The organism is Pseudomonas sp. NPDC089395 (assembly GCF_044749525.1).
GTDB lineage: Bacteria > Pseudomonadota > Gammaproteobacteria > Pseudomonadales > Pseudomonadaceae > Aquipseudomonas.
This window is the reverse complement of sequence record NZ_JBIVID010000004.1, coordinates 352,830-377,568: the sequence shown is the minus strand read 5'-3', so window position 1 is coordinate 377,568 and position 24,739 is coordinate 352,830. Positions and strand designations below refer to the sequence as shown.

29 protein-coding genes are annotated in these 24,739 nt (G+C 63.1%); 10 read left to right on the top strand and 19 right to left on the bottom strand.

Going from position 1 to position 24,739, the window contains the following annotated elements:
• The first annotated feature begins 155 nt into the window (after window positions 1-155).
• The 3 genes from ACIPZG_RS12540 (at window position 156) to ACIPZG_RS12530 (ending at window position 2,669) form a co-directional block, all read left to right on the top strand.
• Entirely contained in the window at window positions 156-1,163 is a 1,008-nt protein-coding gene (locus ACIPZG_RS12540; RefSeq protein ID WP_400713991.1) for a methionine ABC transporter ATP-binding protein, read from the top strand.
• Window positions 1,163-1,834, top strand: coding sequence for a methionine ABC transporter permease (locus ACIPZG_RS12535; RefSeq protein WP_400713988.1), 672 nt, complete (start codon window positions 1,163-1,165; stop codon window positions 1,832-1,834). The genes ACIPZG_RS12540 and ACIPZG_RS12535 overlap by 1 nt, the downstream gene beginning before the upstream one ends.
• A gap of 64 nt (window positions 1,835-1,898) precedes the next feature.
• Entirely contained in the window at window positions 1,899-2,669 is a 771-nt protein-coding gene (locus ACIPZG_RS12530) for a MetQ/NlpA family ABC transporter substrate-binding protein (RefSeq protein WP_400713985.1), read from the top strand.
• Between the two features lie 120 nt (window positions 2,670-2,789).
• Here the strand turns inward: ACIPZG_RS12530 and ACIPZG_RS12525 are convergent, their stop codons facing one another.
• The 5 genes from ACIPZG_RS12525 to ACIPZG_RS12505 are packed head-to-tail and all read right to left on the bottom strand — an operon-like array spanning window position 2,790 to window position 6,676.
• Window positions 2,790-3,422, bottom strand: a complete 633-nt coding sequence (locus tag ACIPZG_RS12525; RefSeq protein ID WP_008092092.1) for an SCO family protein — start codon at window positions 3,420-3,422, stop codon at window positions 2,790-2,792.
• Window positions 3,419-4,312: a heme o synthase gene (gene cyoE / locus ACIPZG_RS12520; RefSeq protein ID WP_400713982.1), complete on the bottom strand. Its 894-nt coding sequence runs from the start codon at window positions 4,310-4,312 to the stop codon at window positions 3,419-3,421. The genes ACIPZG_RS12525 and cyoE overlap by 4 nt, the downstream gene beginning before the upstream one ends.
• On the bottom strand, window positions 4,297-5,376 hold the full coding sequence (locus ACIPZG_RS12515) for a heme A synthase (protein ID WP_400713979.1): 1,080 nt from the start codon (window positions 5,374-5,376) through the stop codon (window positions 4,297-4,299). Before ACIPZG_RS12515 ends, cyoE begins: the two co-directional genes overlap by 16 nt.
• Before the next feature lie 9 nt (window positions 5,377-5,385).
• Window positions 5,386-5,970, bottom strand: coding sequence for a hypothetical protein (locus ACIPZG_RS12510; protein WP_400713977.1), 585 nt, complete (start codon window positions 5,968-5,970; stop codon window positions 5,386-5,388).
• The gene (locus tag ACIPZG_RS12505; RefSeq protein ID WP_400713974.1) at window positions 5,936-6,676 is read right to left on the bottom strand and encodes an SURF1 family protein; all 741 of its coding nucleotides are present in this window, start codon (window positions 6,674-6,676) and stop codon (window positions 5,936-5,938) included. The genes ACIPZG_RS12510 and ACIPZG_RS12505 overlap by 35 nt, the downstream gene beginning before the upstream one ends.
• A gap of 65 nt (window positions 6,677-6,741) precedes the next feature.
• On the opposite strand from ACIPZG_RS12505, the gene ACIPZG_RS12500 reads away from it, so the two are divergent.
• Window positions 6,742-6,945 carry a twin transmembrane helix small protein gene (locus ACIPZG_RS12500; protein ID WP_008092098.1) on the top strand — a complete coding sequence of 68 codons (204 nt, stop codon included), beginning with the start codon at window positions 6,742-6,744 and terminating at the stop codon, window positions 6,943-6,945.
• A 129-nt stretch (window positions 6,946-7,074) separates the two neighbouring features.
• Here ACIPZG_RS12500 and ACIPZG_RS12495 read toward each other — a convergent pair whose 3' ends face one another.
• From ACIPZG_RS12495 to coxB, 4 genes are read right to left on the bottom strand one after another with little or no spacing between them, the layout of a single operon-like run.
• A complete protein-coding gene (locus tag ACIPZG_RS12495) occupies window positions 7,075-7,962 on the bottom strand; it encodes a cytochrome c oxidase subunit 3 (RefSeq protein ID WP_400713971.1) in 888 nt (295 codons plus the stop codon).
• Between the two features lie 16 nt (window positions 7,963-7,978).
• Window positions 7,979-8,545 (bottom strand): cytochrome c oxidase assembly protein, encoded by a 567-nt coding sequence (locus tag ACIPZG_RS12490; RefSeq protein ID WP_400713968.1) that lies wholly within the window; start codon window positions 8,543-8,545, stop codon window positions 7,979-7,981.
• Between the two features lie 9 nt (window positions 8,546-8,554).
• Entirely contained in the window at window positions 8,555-10,144 is a 1,590-nt protein-coding gene (gene ctaD, locus ACIPZG_RS12485) for a cytochrome c oxidase subunit I (RefSeq protein WP_400638554.1), read from the bottom strand.
• 43 nt (window positions 10,145-10,187) lie between these two features.
• Complete coding sequence (coxB, locus tag ACIPZG_RS12480) at window positions 10,188-11,315, bottom strand: cytochrome c oxidase subunit II (protein WP_400638555.1); 1,128 nt, start codon at window positions 11,313-11,315, stop codon at window positions 10,188-10,190.
• A 368-nt stretch (window positions 11,316-11,683) separates the two neighbouring features.
• On the opposite strand from coxB, the gene ACIPZG_RS12475 reads away from it, so the two are divergent.
• Window positions 11,684-12,325, top strand: coding sequence for a hypothetical protein (locus ACIPZG_RS12475; protein ID WP_008092107.1), 642 nt, complete (start codon window positions 11,684-11,686; stop codon window positions 12,323-12,325).
• Window positions 12,326-12,472: 147 nt separating this feature from the next.
• On the opposite strand, the gene ACIPZG_RS12470 is transcribed toward ACIPZG_RS12475, so the two are convergent.
• From ACIPZG_RS12470 to prlC, 5 genes are all read right to left on the bottom strand, one after another.
• The gene (locus ACIPZG_RS12470; protein WP_400714087.1) at window positions 12,473-13,999 is read right to left on the bottom strand and encodes a SulP family inorganic anion transporter; all 1,527 of its coding nucleotides are present in this window, start codon (window positions 13,997-13,999) and stop codon (window positions 12,473-12,475) included.
• Between the two features lie 196 nt (window positions 14,000-14,195).
• Window positions 14,196-14,915: a carbonic anhydrase gene (locus tag ACIPZG_RS12465; protein ID WP_008092112.1), complete on the bottom strand. Its 720-nt coding sequence runs from the start codon at window positions 14,913-14,915 to the stop codon at window positions 14,196-14,198.
• Between the two features lie 272 nt (window positions 14,916-15,187).
• Entirely contained in the window at window positions 15,188-16,246 is a 1,059-nt protein-coding gene (locus ACIPZG_RS12460; protein ID WP_400713965.1) for a PA0069 family radical SAM protein, read from the bottom strand.
• An 81-nt stretch (window positions 16,247-16,327) separates the two neighbouring features.
• Window positions 16,328-16,609 carry a YheV family putative zinc ribbon protein gene (locus ACIPZG_RS12455; protein WP_008092114.1) on the bottom strand — a complete coding sequence of 94 codons (282 nt, stop codon included), beginning with the start codon at window positions 16,607-16,609 and terminating at the stop codon, window positions 16,328-16,330.
• A complete protein-coding gene (gene prlC / locus ACIPZG_RS12450) occupies window positions 16,606-18,693 on the bottom strand; it encodes an oligopeptidase A (protein ID WP_400713962.1) in 2,088 nt (695 codons plus the stop codon). The genes ACIPZG_RS12455 and prlC overlap by 4 nt, the downstream gene beginning before the upstream one ends.
• Window positions 18,694-18,759: 66 nt before the next feature.
• Here prlC and ACIPZG_RS12445 point away from each other — a divergent pair, with 66 nt between their 5' ends.
• Together ACIPZG_RS12445 and ACIPZG_RS12440 are read left to right on the top strand one after the other, a co-directional pair.
• On the top strand, window positions 18,760-19,308 hold the full coding sequence (locus ACIPZG_RS12445) for a gamma carbonic anhydrase family protein (RefSeq protein ID WP_008092117.1): 549 nt from the start codon (window positions 18,760-18,762) through the stop codon (window positions 19,306-19,308).
• Between the two features lie 19 nt (window positions 19,309-19,327).
• Window positions 19,328-19,978, top strand: a complete 651-nt coding sequence (locus ACIPZG_RS12440; protein WP_400713959.1) for an HAD family hydrolase — start codon at window positions 19,328-19,330, stop codon at window positions 19,976-19,978.
• Between the two features lie 33 nt (window positions 19,979-20,011).
• On the opposite strand, the gene ACIPZG_RS12435 is transcribed toward ACIPZG_RS12440, so the two are convergent.
• Window positions 20,012-21,085, bottom strand: a complete 1,074-nt coding sequence (locus tag ACIPZG_RS12435; RefSeq protein WP_400713956.1) for an aminopeptidase — start codon at window positions 21,083-21,085, stop codon at window positions 20,012-20,014.
• A gap of 85 nt (window positions 21,086-21,170) precedes the next feature.
• Between ACIPZG_RS12435 and ACIPZG_RS12430 the strand changes: the two genes are divergently transcribed.
• Together ACIPZG_RS12430 and ACIPZG_RS12425 are read left to right on the top strand one after the other, a co-directional pair.
• Window positions 21,171-21,584, top strand: a complete 414-nt coding sequence (locus ACIPZG_RS12430) for a hypothetical protein (protein WP_400713953.1) — start codon at window positions 21,171-21,173, stop codon at window positions 21,582-21,584.
• A gap of 55 nt (window positions 21,585-21,639) precedes the next feature.
• Window positions 21,640-22,053, top strand: coding sequence for a hypothetical protein (locus ACIPZG_RS12425; RefSeq protein WP_400713950.1), 414 nt, complete (start codon window positions 21,640-21,642; stop codon window positions 22,051-22,053).
• A 38-nt stretch (window positions 22,054-22,091) separates the two neighbouring features.
• Here the strand turns inward: ACIPZG_RS12425 and ACIPZG_RS12420 are convergent, their stop codons facing one another.
• Together ACIPZG_RS12420 and ACIPZG_RS12415 are read right to left on the bottom strand one after the other, a co-directional pair.
• A complete protein-coding gene (locus ACIPZG_RS12420; RefSeq protein ID WP_400638561.1) occupies window positions 22,092-22,325 on the bottom strand; it encodes a DUF1161 domain-containing protein in 234 nt (77 codons plus the stop codon).
• Window positions 22,326-22,398: 73 nt separating this feature from the next.
• Complete coding sequence (locus ACIPZG_RS12415; protein ID WP_008092126.1) at window positions 22,399-22,824, bottom strand: OsmC family protein; 426 nt, start codon at window positions 22,822-22,824, stop codon at window positions 22,399-22,401.
• Between the two features lie 153 nt (window positions 22,825-22,977).
• On the opposite strand from ACIPZG_RS12415, the gene ACIPZG_RS12410 reads away from it, so the two are divergent.
• The gene (locus ACIPZG_RS12410; RefSeq protein ID WP_400713947.1) at window positions 22,978-23,982 is read left to right on the top strand and encodes an LLM class flavin-dependent oxidoreductase; all 1,005 of its coding nucleotides are present in this window, start codon (window positions 22,978-22,980) and stop codon (window positions 23,980-23,982) included.
• Window positions 23,983-24,081: 99 nt separating this feature from the next.
• Here ACIPZG_RS12410 and ACIPZG_RS12405 read toward each other — a convergent pair whose 3' ends face one another.
• Both ACIPZG_RS12405 and ACIPZG_RS12400 read right to left on the bottom strand, forming a co-directional pair.
• On the bottom strand, window positions 24,082-24,303 hold the full coding sequence (locus ACIPZG_RS12405) for a DUF1161 domain-containing protein (RefSeq protein ID WP_008095446.1): 222 nt from the start codon (window positions 24,301-24,303) through the stop codon (window positions 24,082-24,084).
• A gap of 102 nt (window positions 24,304-24,405) precedes the next feature.
• Entirely contained in the window at window positions 24,406-24,621 is a 216-nt protein-coding gene (locus tag ACIPZG_RS12400) for a dodecin (protein WP_008095448.1), read from the bottom strand.
• Window positions 24,622-24,739 lie beyond the last annotated feature (118 nt).

The following is a 24,739-nucleotide window of genomic DNA, read 5'->3' as shown; positions in this document are numbered from 1 at the left end:
CGAGCGTTCAATCGGGATTACCAGTTGTCGCGTTATGCCCGATGGATTGGAGCATTACGAAATAAATGCTAAGAACAGCTATGGGAAAAGGCTAAAATGCGCCACCCCAGCTAACCGCTGACCCCAAATTCCATGCGCCCCACAAGGTTCGCTACGTGATCGAGTTCCAACATGTACACAAGACCTACCGCGTCGCCGGTAGGGAAATCCCCGCCCTGAACCCGACCAGCCTGACCATCGAAGACGGCCAGGTGTTCGGCCTGATCGGCCATTCCGGCGCTGGCAAAAGCACCATGCTGCGCCTGATCAACCGCCTGGAAGAGCCTTCCGGTGGCAAGATCATCGTCGACGGCGAAGACGTCACCGCGTTCAACGCCAACCAGCTACGCGGCTTCCGCCAGCAGGTCGGGATGATCTTCCAGCACTTCAACCTGCTGGCCTCCAAGACCGTCGCCGACAACGTCGCCCTGCCGCTGACCCTGGCCGGCGAACTGTCGCGCCGCGAGATCGACCAGCGTGTCAGCGAACTGTTGGCCCGCGTGGGCCTGCAAGACCACGCCAAGAAGTACCCGGCTCAGTTGTCTGGCGGCCAGAAGCAGCGCGTCGGCATTGCCCGTGCCCTGTCCACCAACCCGAAGATCCTGCTGTGCGACGAGGCCACCAGTGCCCTCGACCCGCAGACCACGGCGTCGGTGCTGCAACTGCTGGCCGAGATCAACCGTGAGCTGAAACTGACCATCGTCCTGATCACCCACGAAATGGACGTGATTCGCCGGGTCTGCGACCGCGTGGCCGTGATGGATGCCGGGCTGATCGTCGAGCAGGGCTCGGTGGCCGAGGTGTTCCTGCACCCGCAGCACCCGACCACCAAGCGCTTCGTCCAGGAAGACGAGCAGATCGACGAAGGCGAACAACGCGACGACTTCGCCCATGTGCCGGGCCGCATCATCCGCCTGACCTTCCAGGGCGATGCCACCTACGCGCCGCTGCTGGGCACCGTGGCCCGCGAAACCGGTGTGGACTACAGCATCCTCGCCGGGCGTATCGACCGCATCAAGGATGTGCCCTATGGGCAGCTGACCCTGGCCGTCACCGGCGGCGACATGGAAGCGGCGTTCGACCGCTTCAAGGCAGCTGACGTACATATGGAGGTACTGCGTTGATGGACGCCCTGAATTTCTTCGCCAACGTCGACTGGGCCGAAATCTGGCTGGCCACCGTCGATACCATGATCATGCTGTTCGGCTCGCTGTTCTTCACCGTACTGCTGGGCCTGCCGCTGGGCGTGCTGCTGTTCCTCTGCGGCCCGCGTCAGATGTTCGAGCAGAAGGGCGTGTACGCGCTGCTGTCGTTGATCGTCAACGTCCTGCGCTCGCTGCCGTTCATCATCCTGCTGATCGTGATGATCCCGATCACCGTGCTGATCACCGGTACTTCGCTGGGTGTGGCCGGGGCCATCCCGCCGCTGGTGGTCGGTGCCACGCCGTTCTTCGCGCGCCTGGTGGAAACCGCCCTGCGTGAAGTGGACCGCGGCATCATCGAGGCCACCCAGTCGATGGGGGCCACCACCCGCCAGATCATCACCAACGCGCTGCTGCCAGAAGCCCGCCCGGGCATCTTCGCCGCCATCACCGTCACGGCCATTACCCTGGTGTCGTACACCGCGATGGCCGGTGTGGTCGGCGCAGGCGGACTGGGCGACCTGGCCATCCGCTTCGGCTACCAGCGCTTCCAGACCGACGTCATGGTGGTCACCGTGGTGCTGTTGCTGATACTGGTTCAAGTCCTGCAGAGCGTGGGCGACAAACTGGTCGTGCATTTTTCCCGTAAGTAACCCCAATGGGGTCGGCCCGGCCGACCCGTTCGGGGGCCGTCGCGGCCCTCACAAGGAGTGATTCATGAAGAAGCTGCTTGCTGTTGCTGCCGCCGTTGCGGCCTTCTCGGCCCATGCCGGGGACCTGACTGTCGCCGCCACCCCGGTGCCGCACGCCGAGATCCTCAACTTCGTCAAACCGCAGTTGGCAAAGGAAGGCGTGGAGCTGAAGGTCAAGGAGTTCACCGACTACATCCAGCCGAACGTGCAAGTGGCCGAAAAGCGCCTGGACGCCAACTTCTTCCAGCACCAGCCGTACCTGGATGAGTTCAACAAGGCCAAGGGCACCCACCTGGTGAGCGTGGCCGGCGTGCACATCGAGCCGCTGGGCGTTTACTCGAGCAAGATCAAGAAGCTCGACGAGCTGTCTTCCGGCGCCACCGTGGTCATCCCCAATGACGCCACCAACGGCGGCCGTGCCTTGCTGCTGCTGGACAAGGCCGGCGTGATCAAGCTCAAGGACAACAAGAACATCCTGTCGACCGTCAAAGACATCACCGGTAACGACAAGGGCTTGAAGTTCCGCGAGCTGGAAGCGGCCACCATCCCGCGCGTGCTGACCCAGGTCGATATCGCCCTGATCAACACCAACTACGCGCTGGAAGCCAAGCTGAACCCGGAGAAAGACGCGCTGGCCATCGAAGGCAGCGACTCGCCTTATGTGAACATCCTGGTTGCCCGCCCGGACAACAAGGACTCGGAAGACATGAAGAAACTGGCGGCGGCGCTGCACTCGCCAGAGGTGAAGCAGTTCATCGTCGAGAAGTACAAGGGCGCTGTCGTTCCGGCGTTCTAAGCCGCAGCACCTCGTTGCCCTCATCGCCGGCAAGCCAGCTCCCACAGGTACAGCGCAAGTCTCTGGCTGTGCACTATCTCTGTGGGAGCCGGCTTGCCGGCGATGCTTTTGCAGCGTGCGTCAATCCCGCTTGACCAGCCCCGGCAACTGCGCCACCAGCTTCTGGTTATTGAACGGCGCACGAATGAACCCCCGCTGACGCCCATCCGGCCCGACAACGGCCAGGTTACCGCTGTGATCCACGGTATACCCCGGCTTGCTGGTATCCGCCGGAATGAACGGAATGCTCAAGGCATTGGCGAGCTTCTGGGTATCCTCGATCGACCCCGCCACCCCCACGAAATCCTTGTCGAAGTAGCCCAGGTACTGTTTGAGCTGGTTCGGCGTATCGCGATTCGGGTCCACGCTCACCAGCACCACCTGCAAACGGTCCACGGCCTCCTTCGGCAGCTCGCTCTTCACCTGGCGCAGCTGGGCCAAGGTGGTCGGGCAGATGTCCGGGCAGTAGGTGTAGCCGAAGAACAGCAGCGACCATTTGCCCTTGAGATCGTCCAGCTGCACCGGCTGGCCATCCTGGTTGGTCATGGTCACATCGGCCACCGTGCGGCTCTGCGGCAGGAGGATGATGCCGGCGTCGATCAGCTCGGTCGGGTTGGGCTGATCGTGGCCATTGAGCACCTTGTTGACGGTCAGGCCCAGGATCAGCGCGACGACGGCAACGAGGATGAAGACGGTTTTCTGGGTTCTGGTCATAGGCTCAGCAACAGGTAGTGGTCAACGAGCAACGCGACGAACAGCGCGAACAGGTAGCCGATAGAGTACTTGAAGGTGCCGATCGCCGCGTGCGGCCGGCTGCCACGGTACAACACCCAGGCCCAGTGCAGGAAGCGCAGGCCCAGGGCGAGGGCGCAGGCCAGATAGAGCGGGCCGCTCATGTGGATGGCATAGGGCAGCAGGGTCACCGCCAGCAGAATCAGGCTATAGAGCAGGATATGCAGCTTGGTGTAGCGCTCGCCGTGGGTCACCGGCAGCATCGGGATATCGGCCTTGGCGTATTCGGCCTTGCGGTGCAGGGCCAGGGCCCAGAAATGCGGGGGCGTCCAGGCGAAGATGATCAGCACCAGCAGCAAGGGCTCGGCGCTGATATGCCCGCTCACCGCTACCCAGCCGAGCAACGGCGGGGCCGCCCCGGCCAGGCCACCGATGACGATGTTCTGGGGCGTGGCCCGCTTGAGAAAGCCCGTGTAGAGCAGCGCATAACCGAGCAGCGAGGCCAGGGTGAGCCAGGCGGTGAGGGCGTTGGTGAACACCAGCAGCAAGGCCATGCCCAGTAGCGCCAGGGCAAGGGCGAACAACAGCGCCGGCAGTGGCTCGACCCGTCCTTGAGCGACAGGGCGTTTGTGGGTGCGCGCCATCAGCGCGTCGATACGCCGGTCCACCACGTGGTTGACCACTGCCGCACCGCCTGCGCACAGGCCGATTCCCAGATTGCCGAACAGCAGCACATGCCAGCTCACGCCAGCCCTGGTTGCGAGCAACATCCCCACCAGCGAGGTGATCAGCATCAGCACCACGACCTTGGGCTTGGTCAGCTCCAGGTAGTCGCGCCAGCCGGCACACCAGGCACTCAGAAGCGTCGCCACGAGCCGTTCCTCATGTGCTGGGAGATGGCCACGCCAGCGACCGGCCGCAAGCGCCAACCCTGGCCGACACCCATGCGCACCTTGTCGACCACGCGGATGCGGTAGTTGACCAGCACCATGCTCAGCAGCAACAGGGCGCCGCCGGCGTTGTGCGCCACCGCCACGGCCAGCGGCAACTGGAACACCACGTTGCTGATGCCCAGGCCAAGCTGCAGCGCCAAGGCGCACAGCACCAGCCGCGCCAGGCCCGGCAAGCCACAGCGATACAGCTTCCAGCTGAGCATCAGCAGCACGCAGGTGACCAGCAGGGCACCGAGGCGATGGCTGATATGGATGGCCGTTCGCGCATCGCTGTCCAGCTGCCCACCCAGGTAGTTGGGGCCGACGTGCTGGGTCAGGTGGAAGCCGTTGCTGAAGTCCGCTGCCGGCCACCACTGGCCATGGCAAGTGGGCAAGTCGATGCAGGCGACCGCCGCATAGTTGGCACTGACCCAGCCGCCCAGGGCGATCTGGCCGATGACCACCAGCAACGCCAACGCAGCGATCCGGCGCAGGCTCAAGGGCAACTTCGGCAAGGGCGCAAAGGCCCGGGATAGACGCAGGGACAGCAGCAACAACAGGCTCAGGGTGGTGAAGCCGCCGAGCAGATGCGCGGTGACCACCTGCGGCCACAGCTTCAGCGTCACCGTCCACATGCCGAACGCCGCCTGGGCCAGCACCACGCCCAGCAACAGCACGGGCAGGCGGTAGGGCTGACCGTCGCGGGCATGGCGCCGAACAGCCTGCAAGGCCAGCAGGGCAATCACCAGCGCCAGGGTTCCGGCGAAGTACCGATGGACCATCTCGGCCCAGCCCTTGGCTTCTTCCACCGGGTGCTCGGGGAAGTGCAACTCGGCATGGGCCAGCTGGGCATCGGTCTTGGGCACGCTGATGAAGCCATAGCAACCCGGCCAGTCGGGACAGCCCAGGCCGGCATGGGTCAGGCGGGTGTAGGCACCGAGCAGGACGACCAGCAGTGCCAGCAAGGTGGCGAACACAGCAAGGCGAAATCCAGGTCTGGCCATGGCAGGCTCCTAGCCGATGTTGGACAGCTTGAGCAGGTGGCGCAGGTCGTCCAGCACATGCTTGCCGTTGACCTTGGCGTCATAGCGCAGCACCAGGTTGCCGTGCGGGTCGACGATCCACAGCTGCGGACCGGCTTCGCCGACCTTCTGCACGTAGTGCGGGGCATCCAGTGGATAACGTTGCAGCTGCGGGTACTCCCGCCCCAGCAGGTCCTGGTAATCCGCGCTCAACGGCTGGGCAGCGGCCAGGGCATGGCTGGCGCGGCTGGCGTCACGGCCCAGGCCGACCTGGATCTGCCGGGCCAGGTACACCAACCGCTGGCAATCCTCGGCACAGGCCTCGGGCGCCGCGACCAGCAGCTGCCAACGTGCGTCCTCGCCCGCGATTCCGATATCGGCGCGGGCCTGGCCGTTGCCGATCATCGCCCCGTGATAGCTGCGCCCGTCCGGCACCCAGAACTTGAGCTTGTACATGCTGGTGGCCAGGATCATCGGGCCAAGCACCACCAGAAGGATCAAGATCAGCTGCAAACGCCCGCGGGCTCTGGGTTTGCCACGTTCAGGCGCGTCCAGTGGAGTGGTGGCGGCGGCCATGGTGATTCTCCTTTTTGTCGTGCCAGCCAAAGTAGAGGTAGAGCAGCACCAGGGCGCAGGCCAGGGCAAACCACTGCACGGCGTAGCCCAGGTGCTTTTCCGGGCCCATGGCGACTACCGGCCAGTCCAGGCGGTAGCTGGCCGGGCCGGGCTGCAGGCGCAGTTCGTAGGCAAAGCCCTCACGGTCGAGCTGCTGCCACAGCTGTTCGGGGTGTATGGCCGTCAGCAGGTGCGGCCACTGGCCGCCCGCCGGATCGGGGTGCAGCTGGAAGGTGCTGCCCGGCGCCACGTAGACCGAGGCATCCAGGGCCAGCGCCTGACTGGGTGTGTCGAAGTGCACCGGCACGCGCCGGTCGGGCCACGCCAACCAGCCACGGTTGACCAATAGCCACAGGCCGCTGGGCTGGTCGTGGAACGGCTGCAGCAGCTCGACACCGGCCTGTCCGTCACGCATGCGGTTGTCCAGCAGCAGGCTGTGCTCGGCATCGAAACGGCCATACAGGTGGACCTGGCGGAAGGCCGGGTCGCTGCTTTGCTGCAAGCTGGAAGTGGCCAGCGGCGCATCAGCGCTGCGCTGGGCGTAGGTAGCCAGGAGCGCGCGCTTCTCGTCGGCCCGGCCAAGCTGCCAGCAGCCCAGCGCAATCAAGCCCGGCAGCAGGACGAGCACCACCAGGGTCGGTATCCAGCCCGGACGGAATGGCCTCATCGAAGGCTCGTCGGGTCAGTCGCTATACTTGTGTTCATCACCGCATTTCCCCCGGAGTTGTCGCCATGCTCAAGGCCGCGATTGTCCTGCTGCTGTTGGCCACGGTTGCCAGCCTGTTCAGTGGCCTGGTGTTTCTGGTCAAGGACGATGAGAACTCGACCCGCCTGCTGAAGGCGCTGACCGTGCGTGTCACCTTGGCCAGCCTGACCATTGGCCTGGTGGCGTATGGCTTCATCAGTGGCCAGCTTGTTTCTCATGCGCCTTTCTAGTAGCTGCACCGACCCTCTGTAGGAGCGGCCTTGTGTCGCGAAAGGGGTGCGAAGCAACCCCACAATCCCATCGTCACAGCAAAAATCGCGGGGGCCGCTTTGCGGCCCTTTCGCGACACAAGGCCGCTCCTACAGCACATACACAAAGATGAACAACCCCACCCACACCACGTCGACGAAGTGCCAGTACCAGCTGGCCGCTTCGAAACCGAAGTGCTTCTCAGGGTTGAAATGCCCGCGCAGGATGCGCACGAACATGACGATCAGGATGATCGTGCCCAAGGTCACGTGGGCACCGTGGAACCCCGTAAGCATGAAGAACGTCGCGCCGTAGATCCCCGACCCCAGGGTCAGCCCCAGCTTGGTATAGGCCTCGTGGTACTCGTAGGCCTGCAACGTGATAAAGCTGATGCCCAGAATGATGGTCAGCGCCATCCACAGCTTCAGCGCACCGCGATGATCACGACGCAGGGCGTGGTGGGCGATGGTGATGGTCACGCTGGAGCTGACCAGCAGAATGGTGTTGATCAGCGGCAGGTGCCACGGGTCGATGACTTCCTTGGGCGGCGGGAACAGCTTGGGGTCTGGCGTGTGCAGCAGCGGCCAGGTGAATTCGAAGCTGGGCCAGAGCATGTGCGCGACCCCCTTGGCACCCTCGCCACCGAGCCATGGCCCGGCCAGCACGCGCACATAGAACAGCGCGCCGAAGAAGGCCATGAAGAACATCACTTCAGAGAAGATGAACCAGCTCATGCCCCAGCGGAACGAGCGGTCAAGCTGCGAGCTGTAGAGCCCGGCTCGGCTTTCCTTGACCACCGCCCCGAACCAGCCGAACAGCATGTAGACCAGGAACAGCGCGCCGACGAAGAAGATCAGCGGCCCGTGGGAGTCGGGGTGGCCGGCCTTGAGGTCGTTGAACCAGGTACCCAGGCCGAACACGGTGATGAACATGCCGATGGTGGCGATGATCGGCCACTTGCTCTGCGCCGGGACATAGTAGTGCTCGTGACTTGCCATTGCTGTTCTCCTTCCCTTAACGGGCGCCCTGGACGTCCTGGGCCGCGTTGTGGGCGACCGGCGGGTGGCGAGCGGTGATGTCGAACAAGGTGTAGGCCAGTGTCAGGTGCTTCACGCTGGCCGGCAGGTCGCGGTCGACGATGAAGCGCACCGGCATTTCGATGCGTTCGCCGGGCTGCAGCACCTGCTGGGTAAAGCAGAAGCACTCGGTCTTGTGGAAGTACGCCGCGGCTTCGGCCGGGGTGATGCTGGGGATGGCCTGGGCACTCATGGGCCGGTCGGTCGGGTTGTGGGCGATGAAGATCATCTGGTTGACCGCCCCCGGGTTGACCTCGAGCTGGTCGGCGGTGGAATAGAAGTCCCAGACCATGTCGCTGGCATTGGTGGACATGAACTGCACCCGCACCGAGCGCGTGGTGTCGCTGACCTGGCTGCCCTCGTACTGCCCACCGGTCTTGCCGTTGATGCCGAAGGCCTTGCACATCACGTCGTAGATCGGCACCAGGGCGAAGCCGAAGGCGAACATCACCACCGTCAGCATCAGCAGGCGCAGCACCAGGCGTTTGAGCGGTTGGCCGGTCATGGCGGTTCCCTATTTCACTTCCGGTGGCGTCTGGAAGGTGTGGTAGGGCGCAGGCGAGGGGATCGACCACTCCAGGCCCTCGGCACCGTCCCACGGCTTGGCCGGTGCCGGCGCGCCGCCGCGGATGCATTTGATGACGATGAACAGGAAGAAGATCTGCGTGGCGCCGAACATGAAGGCGCCGATCGACGACACCATGTTGAAGTCGGCGAACTGCAGGTTGTAGTCGGGGATGCGCCGTGGCATGCCGGCCAGGCCAACGAAATGCATGGGGAAGAAGGCCATGTTCATGCCGACGAACGACAGCCAGAAGTGCAGCTTGCCGAGGGTTTCGTCGTACATGTGCCCGGTCCACTTCGGCAGCCAGTAGTAGGCCGAGGCGAAGATGCCGAAGATCGCCCCCGGCACCAGCACGTAGTGGAAATGCGCCACCACGAAGTAGGTGTCGTGGTACTGGAAGTCGGCTGGGGCAATCGCCAGCATCAGCCCGGAGAAGCCACCGATGGTGAACAGGATGACGAAGGCGATGGCGAACAGCATCGGTGTCTCGAAGGTCAGCGAGCCTTCCCACATGGTGCTGACCCAGTTGAACACCTTCACCCCGGTGGGCACGGCAATCAGCATGGTGGCGTACATGAAGAACAGCTCACCGACCACCGGGATGCCGACCACGAACATGTGGTGGGCCCAGACGATGAACGAGAGGAAGGCGATAGCCCCGGTGGCATAGACCATCGAGGTGTAGCCGAACAGTGGCTTGCGTGAAAACGCCGGGATGATCGAACTGACCGCGCCGAAGGCCGGCAGGATCATGATGTACACCTCGGGGTGGCCGAAGAACCAGAACACGTGCTGGAACAGCACCGGGTCGCCACCGCCTGCCGCGCTGAAGAAGCTGGTGCCGAAGTGGATGTCCATCAGCATCATGGTCACCACGCCGGCCAGCACCGGCATCACCGCAATGAGCAGGAACGCGGTGATCAGCCAGGTCCAGACGAACAATGGCATCTTCATCAATGTCATGCCGGGTGCGCGCAGGTTGAGGATGGTGGCGATCACGTTGATCGCGCCCATGATCGAGCTGATGCCCATCAGGTGTATGGCGAAGATGAAGAAGGTGACGCTGGCCGGTGCGTAAGTGGTCGACAGCGGCGCATAGAAGGTCCAGCCGAAGTTGGGCCCGCCGCCTGGGGTGAACAAGGTCGAGACCAGCAGCAGGAACGCCGCCGGCAACAGCCAGAAACTGAAGTTGTTCATCCGCGGCAGGGCCATGTCCGGCGCACCGATCATCAGCGGGATCATCCAGTTGGCCAGGCCGACGAAGGCCGGCATCACCGCGCCGAACACCATGATCAGGCCGTGCATGGTGGTCATCTGGTTGAAGAACGCAGGTTCCACGATCTGCAGCCCGGGCTGGAACAGTTCGGCGCGGATGACCATGGCGAACGAGCCGCCGAGCAGGAACATGATGAAGCTGAACCACAGGTACATCGTGCCGATGTCCTTGTGGTTGGTGGTCAGCACCCAGCGCATCAGGCCCTTGGCCGGGCCGTGGGCGTGGTCATGGCCGTGGGCGTGGTCGTCGATCACTGCACTCATGTCCTGTCTCCTGCAATCCATTGATTGCCGCGAGTAACCCGGTTCATTGCGCTTCTGCCTGCTTGAGCGCCAGCACGTCCTTCGGCGTGACCATGTCGCCCTTGTTGTTGCCCCAGGCGTTGCGCTCGTAGGTGACCACGGCGGCGATGTCGACTTCCGACAGCTGCTTGCCGAATGCGGCCATGGCAGTGCCAGGCTTGCCATGGAAGACGATGCCCAGGTGGCCTTCCTTCGGCCCGGTGGCGATCTTCGAACCCTTGAGCGCCGGGAACATCGGCGGCAGGCCCTGGCCTTCGGCCTGGTGACAGGCGACGCAGGTGGTGTGGTAGACCTTGTCGCCGCGCTCGACCAATTCTTCGAGGGTCCATTCCTTGCTGGTCAGTTCCTTGAGCTTGGCCGCCTCGGCCTTGCGCTCGCCGAGCCAGGTGTCGTAGTCGGCCTTGGACTTGACCTCGACCACCACCGGCATGAAGCCGTGGTCCTTGCCGCACAGTTCGGTGCACTGGCCGCGGTAGATGCCGGGTTTCTCGATGCGCGTCCAGGCTTCGTTGACGAACCCTGGGATAGCGTCACGCTTGACCGCGAAGGCCGGCACCCACCAGGAATGGATCACGTCGGCGGCGGTCACCAGAAAACGCACTTTCGCCCCCACCGGCAGCACCAGCGGCTGGTCGACTTCGAGCAGGTAATGCTCGTCCTTGGCGGCCTTGTTGTGGATCTGGTCGGCAGGGGTAGCCAGGTTGCTGAAGAACTCCACGTCCTGGCCCAGGTATTTGTAGTGCCATTTCCACTGGTAGCCGGTGACCTGGATGTCGATGTCCGACTCACTGGCGTCGTAGATGTCGATCAGGGTCTTGGTGGCGGGAATGGCCATGGCCACGAGAATCAGGAAGGGGACCACGGTCCAGAGGATTTCCACCCAGGTATGCTCGTGGAAATGCGCGGCCTGCTGGCCAGTGGAGCGCCGGTGCAGGACCATGGACCAGAACATCGCGCCGAACACCACGACGCCGATGATCACGCAGATCCAGAAGATGGTCATGTGCAGGTCGAACACGGCGTTGGAGACTTCCGTCGCCCCTGGCGCCATGTTCACGGTCCAGGCGGCGTTGGCCTGACCGAAAACCGACCACAACAGAAGGCCCATCCAGACATGTGGATGTCGCATCATTGCGGGTTCCCCTTCTAGTTCTTGTTGTCCCGAAGGCGTGGCCTGCGGCAAGCGGGAACGGCGGTCAAGACTGCTGGCTTCGACGACCGAGCCCCCTGCGAAAGCAGACGGGCCTCATCAACGAATCACGTTCAACCCGAGTATAGACACCGACCAATGGCACGCAACGCGAGGGGAGAAATGAACTGAATGAAATCGTGAAATGACGCGCAAGCCGCGCGCTAGATAGGGTCTGGCATAATGGTGGCACTTGGTTATACCCAACAGCGCACACGTTTGCGAGATTTATAACAAATGAGTCTTAGGTATTCGGTATACCGAGCTAATTTAGTGTCTTCCGTTTGAAACGTCTTGTCCCTGGAGTTGTCATGAACATCGCTGCTGTACGCGAGCAAATTAGCCAAGCCCACGATCACGAAGGCCGTACCGGTCAACTGAAAGAGCGTCTCGAGCTGCAACTGCCACACCTGCACCCCTCGATCCAACTGCCTGAGCAGGACGCCCAGGGTACTTTGGCGCGCTTCGTCAGCGCTTACATCGACCAGGTTCCAGAGCTGATCGAGGCGGCCCATGAGGTAGCCCGCGAAGCCGGTATCGAGTCGCAGATCAAACCGGTTCTGAAGATCGCCGAGGCCTATTTCCTGCAACCACCGAGCGTGATGCAGGGACAGGTGGGCCTGGACTGCCTGCTGGATGAAGCCTACCTGGCGCATCGCCTGGTGGAAGAAGTGAATGACCTGTACATCCGCCATTTCCAGCAGCCGCTGATTCCTTTCGATACCACCCTGGCCAACCTGATCGCGCATCAGCTGATCGGCGAGACCTTTGCCAACCAGCTGGATGAGGTTGTGCACCATTCGGTGGATGAGATGCTCAACGACGAAAGCTTTGCGGCAGAGTCGGTAGAGGCCTATCGCGAGGCCCTGTGCAGCCCGGAAACCGGCGCCGCCTGGAAGCGCTGGCCATGCCTGTCGCGCCAGCTGGGCGTGGAGCTGGGCCAGCCCGCCTGATTTCGACGTTGATGGTTTCTGAGCTGGCCTCTTCGCGGGACAAGCCCGCTCCCACAAGTACGGTGTTGCTCTGAAGAGCAGTACATAACCTGTGGGAGCGGGCTTGTCCCGCGAAGAGGCCAGCTCAGTCTACGAAAATGGTCGCAACTAGGCGCCAATCCCAGCAGAAGTGCGCATCCGCCCCTCGATCCGCCGCTTCAACCGCCGCTGCTCGATCACCAACCTCGACCCATGAGCGGCATTGCTCCGGCTCCAGTCCTCAAGCAATTCAAGGCAAGCGTGGTCGATATAGCTGAGGTTGCCCAACGGCACATGCAGCGTGGTCCCCGCCGGTACGGTATCCAGCACCTGGGTCAGCGCAGGCACCTTGAGGAACGTGGCGGCACCTCCCAGGCGCAGTTCCATGTGCCCGGCCTTGTCCAGGCTCACCAGGTTGATCTTCAGGCGTGCCGCCTTGAAGGCCAGTTTCAACAGTGTCAGGGCAAAGCCCAGCAGCACCCCCGTCAGCAGATCGGTAAAGATGATCGCCAGCGCAGTCGCCGCGTAGGTGAACATCGGCATCCGCCCGTAGCGCCCCAACCCACGCAACGCCTTCACATCCACCAGCTTGACCCCCGTGAACACCAGCACACCCGCCAGACTGGCCACCGGAATCTGCTGCAGCACACTGCTGAGCACCACGACGAAGGCCAGCAGCCACAGGCCGTGGAAGATGGCTGAAGCGCGGGTCCGCGCACCGGCCTGAACGTTCGCCGAGCTGCGCACGATCACGCCGGTCATCGGCAAGGCGCCAAGCACACCGCAGAGCATGTTGCCGATTCCCTGGGCCGACAGCTCGCGGTCGAAGTCCGAACGCTGGCCGCTGTGCATGCGGTCCACGGCGGCGGCCGACAGCAGGGTCTCGGCACTGGCGATGAAGGCGAGGGCGAAGGCCGCCACCAGCAAGGTGGGGTCGGCGAGCTTGAGCAGGTCATCCGGGCGTATCCAGTCGATGGCTTGCGAGAGGTCTGCCGGAACCTGCACCCGGTTCACCGGCAGCGCCAGCCACAGGCTGATGGCCGTCATCGCGGCCACGCCCAGCAGGGCACCGGGAATGAAGCGCAGCTTCTGCGGCCGCAGGCGCTCCCAGGCCCACATCACGGCGATGGTGCCCAGGCCAAGCGCCCCGGCCTGCCAGCCTGCGCCTGCGCTTTCCAGTGGCAAGGCAGCGGCGACGGTCGCGGGAAACGCCAACAGGTTCTGCATGCCGGAGGGCTGCGGCGCCGTGTCGAACATCACGTGCACCTGTGACAGCACGATCAGCACGCCAATACCGGCCAGCATGCCGTAGACCACCGCTGGCGCCGTGACGCGGAACCAACAACCCAGGCGCAAGCGCCCGGCCAGCAACTGCAAGACCCCGGCCAGCAGCAGAATCGGCCCGAGCATGGCCACGCCATGCAGGCGCACCAGCTCGAACACCAATACCGCCAGGCCTGCGGCGGGCCCGCTGACCTGCAGGGGCGAGCCTGCCAGGAAGCCCACCACGATACCGCCGATGATGCCGGTAACCAGGCCCTTCGCCGGCGGCATGCCAGAGGCGATGGCAATACCCATGCACAACGGCAGGGCGACCAGGAAGACCACCACCGACGCCAACAACTCACGCGGCAGGGCCGCTTTCAACTGTGTCATGTTCACCGTGTTTCTCCTTTCTCAGTCACACGGCCATTCCTCTGGCCGTGGGCACGTTGGCCCCTGACACGCGCCCAGGCGCAAGCCGCCAGCGAGGATGCCGGCAGGGCAATCAGGGAATTCAAGGCAGCAGAAGGCCGCGCCACACCCTAATGGGTGCAGCCGGCTATCAAGGTTCTAGCGTGGGACGGGTCGCTTAGTAGCGGCCTCTCGGAGTGGCGCAGGGGACCGGCTCGCCAGCAGCCAAAGGCAGGAAGCTGTCGCTGAGGGCGTCGTAGGCTTCGATCTTGCTGGTTTCGATGTCGTACACCCAGCCGTGGATGTACAGCTCGCCAGCCGCCAGGCGCGAAGCCACGGACGGGTGGGTGCGCAAGTGGTGCAGCTGGGCGATGACGTTTTCCTTGGTCAGCACCTGCATGGTTTCATGCTCGCTGCCGCAGGAGCAGTTGTTCTCGACCACGGTGCGTGCCACTTCGGCGTGACGCAGCCAGGCGGAAACGGTCGGCATCTTGGCCAGCGACTGCGGGTTGAGTACCGCGCGCATGGCACCGCAGTCGGAGTGTCCACAGATGATGATGTGGTGCACCTTCAGCGCCGAAACCGCGTACTCGATGGCGCTGGAAACGCCGCCGTTCATCTGGCCATAGGGCGGCACCACGTTGCCGACGTTACGGGTCACGAACAGGTCGCCTGGCGAGCTCTGGGTGATCAGCTCGGGGACGATGCGCGAGTCGGCACAGGTGATGAACATGGCGCGTGGGGTTTGCGCCGTGGCGAGCTTCTTGAACAGCTCTTGTTGCTCGGGAAAGACGTCATGGTGAAAACGCAGGAAGCCGTCGACGATGTGCTTCAGGGCGGCATCGGCGCTTTCCGCCGGGGCCTGCGGAATGACCTTGGATGGGTCCTTGACGGGCATGATTCATCCTCTTGACGGTGTTTTGGTAAATCCAGTTTACCGGTGAAAGATTCTGGCTATGCAGGGATTTAGATGACACGCACAAGCCATAGATCACAGTCTTCGTGGACTGGTTTCCTACGCTAGCGGGGAAAACTTAACTGAAACTTAATTCGAAGGCTCTAGAACGGCTGTTCCAGAAGAGAAAGGCGGGATCTGAATAATAGCAAAAAAGCATCAACTGCCAAGAGCCCTGAATGAAATTATGAGCTTGGATTAGTTGGATTGAGGGATCAGAACAGCGCCATCTGCCCGCCGGGTGGACAGAATGCCGAACAATCCAGTGCCTGCGCTTCCCGCCCTTCGAACTGCAAGCGCCGCATCGCCTTGGCAAAGCGCTGCGCCAGCAGCTCGGCGAACACACCTTCTCCCCGCATTCGCGCACCGAACCGGCTGTCATACAGCTCGCCACCCCGGCTTTGCCGAATCAGGCTGAGCACATGGGTCGCCCGCTGGGGGTAATGGTCCTGCAGCCACTGCTCGAACAACGGCGCCACTTCCAGCGGCAGGCGCAGCATCATGTAGGCCGCGCTTTGCGCGCCAGCCTCCTTGGCCGCTTCGAGCAGGCGCTCCAATTCGCGGTCATTGATCATCGGAATCATCGGCGAACACAACACGCCCACCGGTACGCCTGCCTCGCGCAACACCCGGATCGCCCTCAGCCGCGCCTTGGGCGACGCCGCGCGCGGCTCCAGTACCCGCTTGAGGTCATCGTCCAGCGTGGTCAGGCTGATCATCACCCGCGCCAGCCGCTGGCTGGCCATCTCGGACAACAGGTCGAGATCGCGCAACACCAGCGAGCCCTTGGTGACGATGGTCACCGGGTGGCGAAAGCGCAGCAGCACTTCCAGCAGACGCCGGGTCAGTTGCTGCTCGCGCTCGATGGGTTGGTAGGGGTCCGTGTTTGAGCCCAGGTTGATCGGCGCGCAAACGTAGCCTGGCTTGCTCAGCTGCTGCGCGAGCACGTCGGCGGCGTTGGTCTTGGCGATCAGCTTGGTTTCGAAGTCCAGGCCCGGAGAAAGGTCCCAGTAGGCATGGGAAGGGCGGGCATAGCAGTAGATGCAACCATGCTCGCAACCGCGATAGGGATTGATGGAGCGGTCGAAGGGCAGGTCGGGCGAGGTATTGCGGGTAATGACCGTCTTGGCCGTCTCGATGCGCACCTCGGTGCCCTGGGTGAGCGGCACTTCCTGGTACCAGCCGTCATCCTCCGCCACCGAACGGCTCGGGGCAAAACGGTTGTGCGGATTGTGCGCCGTGCCACGGCCTTTTTGCGGTGCTGGAGGAATCATCGCTCACCCCGATACTGTATTCATATACAGTATCGCGACAAGAAGGATTCTTCCAGCGCCTCTGGTCAGCCAACGGAGCGCTTAGTCGGCCGGTTTCTTCAGCTTCGGGTTGGGGAAGAACTGCACCGTCTGCACCTTGGCCGGAGCTGCCTTGGGCGCCAGGTGGTTGACCCGGGTGCCCAGCTCCTTGGGTACTGACAAGCCCTGTTCATTGAGGGTGTCGGTAAAGCCGCAGGCCACGCATTCGCGGTGCGGCACGTCATCCTCGCTCCACATCATCAGCTTGTCCGGCTCGCTGCACGCCGGGCAAACCGCCCCGGCGATGAAGCGCTTCTTGGTCTTGTTCACAACTACCTCGCTCATGCCGCCGCGACCTCGCTCAGGCCGCAGTGGCGCAACAGTGCATCGATGGAAGGTTCGCGGCCGCGGAAGTCGACGAACAGCACCATCGGTTCGCGGGAACCACCACGGGCCAGAATCGCCTCACGGAAGGCCCGGCCTGTTTCAGCATTGAGCACACCTTCTTCCTCGAAGCGCGAGAAGGCATCCGCCGACAGGACTTCGGCCCACTTGTAGCTGTAGTAGCCCGCCGCGTAGCCGCCGGCGAAGATGTGCGCAAAGCTGTTGGGGAAGCGGTTGTACGCCGGTGGACGCATGACCGACACCTCGTCGCGCACGCCTTCGAGCACCTGCAGCACACTGCGGCCATCGCCATGGCTGGCGTGCAGCTCGAAGTCGAACAGCGAGAACTCCAACTGGCGCACCATCATCATGCCCGACTGGAAGTTCTTCGCCGCCAGCATCTTGTCCAGCAGGTCCTGGGGCAGGGCGGTGCCCGTCTCGTAGTGGCCGGAGATCAGTGCCAGGCCTTCCGGCTCCCAGCACCAGTTCTCCATGAACTGGCTCGGCAGCTCGACCGCATCCCAGGCCACGCCGTTGATACCGGAAACACCGGCATGCTCGATGCGGGTCAGCAAGTGGTGCAGGCCGTGGCCGAACTCGTGGAACAGGGTGGTGACTTCGTCATGGGTCAGCAACGCAGGCTTGCCGGGCGCGGCCGGGGTGAAGTTGCACACCAGGTTGGCCACCGGGCTCTGCAACGCGCCTTCGGCAGTACGGCGACGGTCGCGGGCGCCGTCCATCCAGGCGCCGCCACGCTTGTTGGCGCGGGCATAGAGGTCGAAGAAGAAGCGGCCGACATGCTGGCCGTTTTCCTTGATCTCGAACAGGCGCACGTCCGGGTGCCAGCTGTCGAAGCCCTTGAGCTCGGCGATTTCGATGCCGTACAGGCGCTGGACGATGCTGAACAGGCCGGACAGCACCTTGTCGATCGGGAAGTACGCGCGCAGGGTTTCCTGCGACACGCTGTAACGCTGTTCGCGCAGTTTCTCGCCAAAGTAGCCGGCGTCCCAGCTGGCCAGCTCGGCGCAACCTTGCTCGGCGGCGTAGGCCTTGAGCTGCTCCAGGTCCTGGGCGGCGAAGGGCTTGGAACGCTTGGCCAGGTCACGCAGGAAGCTCAGCACCTGGTCGCTGGATTCGGCCATCTTGGTGGCCAGACTCAGTTCGGCGTAGTTCTTGTAGCCCAGCAGGGCGGCCAGTTCCTGACGCAGGTCGAGGATCTCGTGCATCACCGGGCCGTTGTCGAACTGGCCGGCATTCGGACCTTGGTCCGAGGCACGGGTGCAGTAGGCGGCGTACAGCTCTTCACGCAGGGCGCGGTCGCTGGCGTAGGTCATCACCGCGTAGTAGCTGGGGAATTCCAGGGTGATCAGCCAGCCTTCGAGGCCCTTGGCCTGTGCAGCGGCGGCCATCTGCGCCTTGGCCGAATCGGTCAGGCCGGCGAGGGCCGCTTCGTCAGTGACGTGCTTGGTCCAGGCCTGGGTGGCGTCGAGCAGCTGGTTGGAGAAACGGCTGCCCAGTTCGCTGAGCTTGCTTTGCACCTCGGCATAGCGCTGCTGCTGGTCGGCCGGCAGGTCGATACCCGACAGACGGAAGTCACGCAGGGCATGCTCGAGGATGGTCTTTTGCGCCACGTCGAAGCCTGCGGCCTCCGGACTGTTGATCAAAGCCTCGTAGGCTTCGAACAAGGCACGGTTCTGGCCCAGTTCGGTAGAGTAGGCACTCAGCGCCGGCAGGCAGGACTCATAGGCCTCGCGCAATTCCTGGCTGTTGCACACCGCATTGAGGTGGCTGACGGGGCTCCAGGCGGCGCCCAGGCGGTCGTTCAGTTCGTCCATGGCCAGCACCAGGCCAGCCCAGGTGGGGTTCTTGCCTTGCTTTTCGAGGATCTCGGCAATGGCCTTGCGGTTATCGGCCAGGATCTGTTCGATGGCCGGCAGCACGTGTTCGGCACGGATCGCCGAGAAGGGCGGCAGATCATAGGATTGCAGAAGCGGGTTGTTGGCACTCACGGTTTGGATACCTTGGCAGAAGAAACACTGCCCCATCTTAATTACAATCGACGCCGACCGCAGCAGGCAGCCTGCCTATCGGCACAGATGAGAGACGCTATCATGGCCATCCGACGCTTCCAGCAACACACTCCGAAAGTTGCACCACGGGCCTTTGTCGACCGTTCGGCGGTGGTGCTGGGCGACGTGGAAATCGGCGAGGACAGCTCGGTGTGGCCGCTGACCGTGGTGCGCGGCGACATGCACCGTATCCGCATCGGTGCGCGCACCAGCGTGCAGGACGGCAGCGTGCTGCACATCACCCATGCCGGACCGTTCAACCCGGACGGTTTCCCGCTGATCATCGGCGACGAGGTGACCATCGGTCACAAGGTCATGCTGCACGGTTGCACGCTGGGCAATCGCATCCTGGTCGGCATGGGCAGTACCATCATGGACGGCGCCATCGTCGAAGACGAGGTGATCATCGGCGCCGGCAGCCTGGTGCCGCCGGGCAAGCGCCTGGAAAGCGGCTACCTGTATGTGGGCAGCCCGGTGAAGCAGGCCCGTCCCTTGACCGACAAGGAGCGCGCGTTTTTCCCCTACAGCGCCAGCAACTACGTGAAGCTCAAGGACCAGCACCTGGCCGAAGGCTACGACCAACCTGAATGACTTGAGTGGAACCTCATACATGCACCAGCAGAACATCCTTTTCGACCTTGACGGCACCCTGACCGACCCGCGCCTGGGCATCACCCGCTCGATCCAGTTCGCCCTGGCCAAACTGGGCATCGACGAGCCGGACCTGACCCGTCTGGAGCACTTCATCGGGCCGCCCCTGCTGCAAGCTTTCATGCAGTTCTACAGCTTTGACGAAGCCAAGGCATGGGAGGCGGTGAACTTCTACCGGGAACGTTTCCGCGTCACCGGCCTGTACGAGAACCTGGTGTTCGACGGTGTGCCGGAGCTGCTCCAGGCGCTGAATGGACAGGGCCGCACCCTGTACATCGCCACCTCCAAGCCTTGGGAGTTCGCCCGCGAGATCGCCCGTCACTTTGCCTTCGACCATCATTTCAAGGTCATCTACGGCAGTGAACTGGACGGTACGCGTACCAACAAAGTCGAACTGATCCGCCATTTGCTCGATGAGGAAGGGTTGGACCCGGCGCAGACGCTGATGATTGGTGACCGCAAGCATGACCTGATCGGCGCGCGCAGCAATGGATTGCAGGCGGTGGCGGTGGGGTATGGGTTTGGTAGCGAGGAGGAGTTGAGGGCCCACACGCCAGAATTTCACTTCGCAACCGTGGCCGAGATGCATCAGGCTTTCATCAAAGCCTAAGGCGCAATGGGGCCGCAAAGCGGCCCCAAAATCTCACAGACTCCCCGCCAATCGCGTCAACGCCGCCTTGCGCTCTGCAACCGGCAACCGCCCCAACGCTTCAACCCGCTCGTAGAACCGCGCCCAATCCCTCCCAACCTCCCGAAACAGCGCCGCAAACGCTGGCACCCACTGGTCATACAGCCCAAACGGCAGCAGCTTGGCATTGTTCATCGGCCCATAGATCCAGGCGTCGTAGCGCTTGTCTCCGCCCCATTCACCGTCACGCACTTCGCGATACTCCCGGCGCAGACGCGCGAACTCCGCCTGCTTGGCCGCACGCTTGTGCGCATCATCCAACGGCCCGGCATAAATCCCCTGCAGCCGCTCACGGCTCGCCAGTACCAGCCGGGTGAACTGCTCGCGCTGCCCGGCCTGGCTATCGTCAGTCGCAGCAAGCCCACGCGCGGCGCGCCATTGCCGCGTTCCCTCCTGCTCAACGAAGGTGGCAAATGACTCGTTGAACGCGGTGTCGTCCTGCAGGTAGAAACGCTGGTGCGCCAACTCATGGAAGATCAGCGTGGCCAGGCGCTCGTCTCCCCAGCCGAGCATCGTCGACAGGATCGGGTCATCAAACCAGCCCAGGGTCGAGTAGGCCTCCACACCGCCCACGTACACGTCCATGCCGTCCTGGCGCATCAACGCCGCCGCACCACGAGCCGCGCCCTTCTGGTAATAACCGCGGTAGGCGACGCAGCCGGCAATCGGGAAGCAGTGGGTCACCGGCTGCAGCGACAGCTCAGGCGTGGCGAACACGTTCCACACCACGTAGGGCCGTCCCAGGTCGGCATACACCCGGTAGCTGCGGTTGTCAGGCAGGGCAAGGTGCCGGCTGGCGAATGCCCGCGCCTGCTCGGCATGCTCCAGGCGGACACGCAATTGCGCGCTGCTGGCCGGGTCGGCAAGCACTTTTTCTACCGGCTGGCGCGCGCGCAGCAGTTGCCATTGGCCCTCGGCCAACTGGCCGTAATAGCCAAGGCTGCTGCAACCGTTCAGCAGAAAAATGCCCAAAACGGGAACCAAAGCGCTGAAAACGCGGTCGAGTGGCGCAGGGCCTGAGCACTTCAAAAGAAAAAACCAAACCATCTTGGGCTGTCCAACTCGCTCACGGCCGATACGCTCCAAGACTATCTCGCCAATGGGGAGTTTCGCCATGCGTGCACTGTTCGTCGCCGGCTCACTGTTACTGGTATCGGCCTGTTCGACCCTGCCCAACCCGGACCCGAACCAAGCCTGGATCGACCTGACCCCGCACGACAACACCTCCCTGCACGCCGTCCAGGTCGACGAGCGTGACTGGTCCGAAAGCCGCTATTTCGAGGTTCAGCCAGGCAGCCACGAGCTGACCGTGCGTTACCAGTTCCCGGTCACACCGAGCAATATCGGCCCGGACGCCGAGCCGCTGTGGCGCGATTGCCAACTCAATCTGACCTTCAAGGATTTCAGCGCTGGCCAGCGCTACCAGCTGCAGGCGGGCAGCATCGGTTTCCGCCCGTGGATCAAACTCTATGACGAGCAGCAGAAATTGCTCGGCCAAGGCATACCGGCAGGCTGCCAACGCACCTGAACCGCGCAAACGGCGCTATGCTTGTACCTTGTGAGTCGCAAGTGGGAGTTTCACCATGCGCCAGCCCATGATGCTGATCGCCCTCAGTGCACTGGGGGCTTGCGCCAGCCCCTTGCCGCCCGTCGACCCCAAGCAGGCCTGGATTGACCTCTACACCATGACCCCAGGCCGGGTCATCATGGCCGACCGCCTCGACGGCAAACGGCTGGATGACGGCCGCTACTTCCAGGTCACGCCTGGCAAGCACGAGCTGGTGGTACGTTTCGATTACGAAATCTACGCCGGCGGCATGCTGACATCGCCGAAAGACCGCACCTGCTACCTGACCGTACGCTTCGACGACTTCAAGGCCGGCGAGCGCTATCGACTGGAAGCCCGCGCACCGGTGATGGAGCCGCAAGTGCTGTTGTATGACGCCAGCCGCAAGGTGCTGGTGAACGAGCCCAGCGATGTGTTCTGCATCCCTTAAATCCCTTAAAATGCGGGGCCGCCACGCGGCCCCATCAGCTACCGGCCATTCTTCTGGTAGATGATCTTCTTGGTCCCGCCATCACAGCTGCCAACGACCATGTTCTGATCCTTCACTTCACTGTTGGGCACGATTTCCAAGGTGTATGTCTGTACGCCCTGGGCCTGGATCTTGGCTTCGATCTCGGCTTTCAGTTCCTCGCACGGTTTGACCGCCGCCAGTGCAGATGTGGCCAGCAGGGACGCCAGCACGGCGATTGCTACGCGGATCATGGAACGGCTCCTGGAAGGGCAGCTGTGCTGCCGATACCTCTTAGACTACAGGAAACCGCTCCCGTTGCGCCGCTTAGCCCACCAGCGTGGCGTCCAGGCTGATAGTGGCGTTCAGCACCTTCGATACCGGGCACCCGGCCTTGGCCTTGTTGGCGATTTCGAGGAACTGCGCTTCGCTGGCCCCCGGCACCTTCGCCTTGAGGATCAGGTGCACGGCGGTGATGGCAAAGCCATCGGGTTGTTTGTCGAGGCTGACCTCGGCGATGGTGTCGATCCGCTCTGCGGTCAGGCCCGCCTCGCCAAGCATCATCGACAGCGCCATCGAGAAGCAGCCCGCATGGGCGGCACCGATCAGTTCCTCCGGGTTGGTCCCAGGCGAGCCTTCGAACCGGGTGTTGAACCCGTAGGGGTTCTGCTTGAGCGCGCCGCTTTCCGTCGAAAGCAGGCCCTTGCCGTCCTTCAGGCCACCTTGCCAGATCGCCGATGCTGTCTTTTTCATGATGCCTCCTGGTCACTTGGTTACATGCCTAAAGTTCAGAGGACGGCGCCCTACGGCAAGTTCAGAGCAATCTCGCTGCAGCCATTGAATACACCGAATATGCCCATACAGAGTTGAAAAGGCCTAAGGCCAACCCTGTTCCAGGAGACTTCGATGACGCTGCTGCGCGACCTGAAAATTTCCACCCTCGACCTGGTGCCGGTGCGCGCCGACGCCGGGCCCGCGCAATCGCTGCGCAATTCCCTGGACCTGGCCCAGCACGTCGAGCGCTTTGGCTATCACCGCTTCTGGGTGGCCGAACACCACAACATGGACGGCATCGCCAGCTCCGCAACGTCGGTGCTGATCGGCTACCTGGCGGGCGGCACCTCGACTATCCGCGTGGGTTCCGGCGGGGTCATGCTGCCCAACCATGCGCCGCTGGTAATTGCCGAGCAGTTCGGCACCCTGGCCAGCCTGTATCCAGGACGTATCGACCTGGGCCTGGGCCGTGCGCCAGGCTCCGACCACATGACGGCCCATGCCCTGCGCCGCGAGCGCTCGGGCAGTGCCGACGACTTCCCGGACGATGTCGAGGAGCTTTCCCGTTACCTGGGCCCGCGCCTTGATGATCAAAAAGTGATCGCTGTGCCCGGCCACGACACCGAGGTGCCGATGTGGCTGCTCGGCTCCAGCCTGTTCAGCGCCCAGCTGGCCGGCATGCGCGGCATGCCCTATGCCTTCGCCTCGCACTTCGCCCCGCGCTACATGCATGAGGCGATCCGCATCTACCGTGACCATTTCAAGCCGTCCACCACGTTGGACAAGCCTTACGTGATGCTCGGCGTGCCGATGGTGGTGGCGGAAACCGACGAGAAAGCCGAATACCTGGCCACCTCGGTGTACCAGCGCATCCTTGCGCTGATTCGCGGGCAAAGCCTGATGCAGCGGCCGCCGGTGCAGAGCATGGACGGGCTGTGGCTGCCCCATGAGCGGGACGCGGTGGGCAGTTTCCTGGGGCTGGCGATGATCGGCAGCCCGCAGAAGGTGCGGGCCAAGGTGCAAGTGCTGCTGGAACAGACCGGGGCGGATGAGCTGATCTTCACCTGCGACTTGTATGAGCATGCCGACCGGGTGCGGTCTTATGAATTGATGGCGCAGGCGCTGAAGGCCGAGTAGGACCCGATCGCCGGCAAACAGGCTCCCACAGGGATATCACCAGGCCCAAGGGCAGTGGGGTACCTGTGGGAGCCGGCTTGCCGGCGATCGGGCCACCGCTCAACCGCGACGATAGACAATTTCCTTGGCGCCACCTTCACAGGTGCCCACCACCTTGCCAGCCGGGTCGCCCTTCTTGACGATCTCCAGGGTGTAACCCTTCACCCCTTTGCCATCCAGCTTCGCCGCAATTTCCGCCTTGAGTTCCTCGCACGACTTCCCAGCCGCCATCGCACCACCCGCCAGTGCCATCAGCCCTACTGCCAGAACCAGTTTCTTCATCGCTCGCTTTCCTTGTTCAGATGAAAATCAAAAAGGGCGCCGGCCAGGCGCCCCTTTGACTGTATTACGCCATCACGTCGGGCTTTGCCAGCCCCACGCCGCTCAGCTGTTGGCGATGCGGAAGCCCACCTTGAGCGTGACCTGAAAGTGCGCCGCCTTGTCGCCGCGGATATGGCCACGGGTATCGATCACCTCGAACCATTCCAGGTGCTTGATGCTCTTGGCCGCTTCGGCCAAGGCATTGTTGATCGCCTCTTCGATGCTGGTCGGCGAAGACCCCACCAGCTCGATCTTTTTGTAGGTGTGATGATCGGACATGAGCGCACTCCTTGATTGACGGTGAGATTGAGCCTAGCAGCGCAGGCCTGGTTTACCTGCGAACCATCGCCGCCGGGTAAAGTTCGATCGCACTTTCGCCAGCCCACGCAGTCGCAAT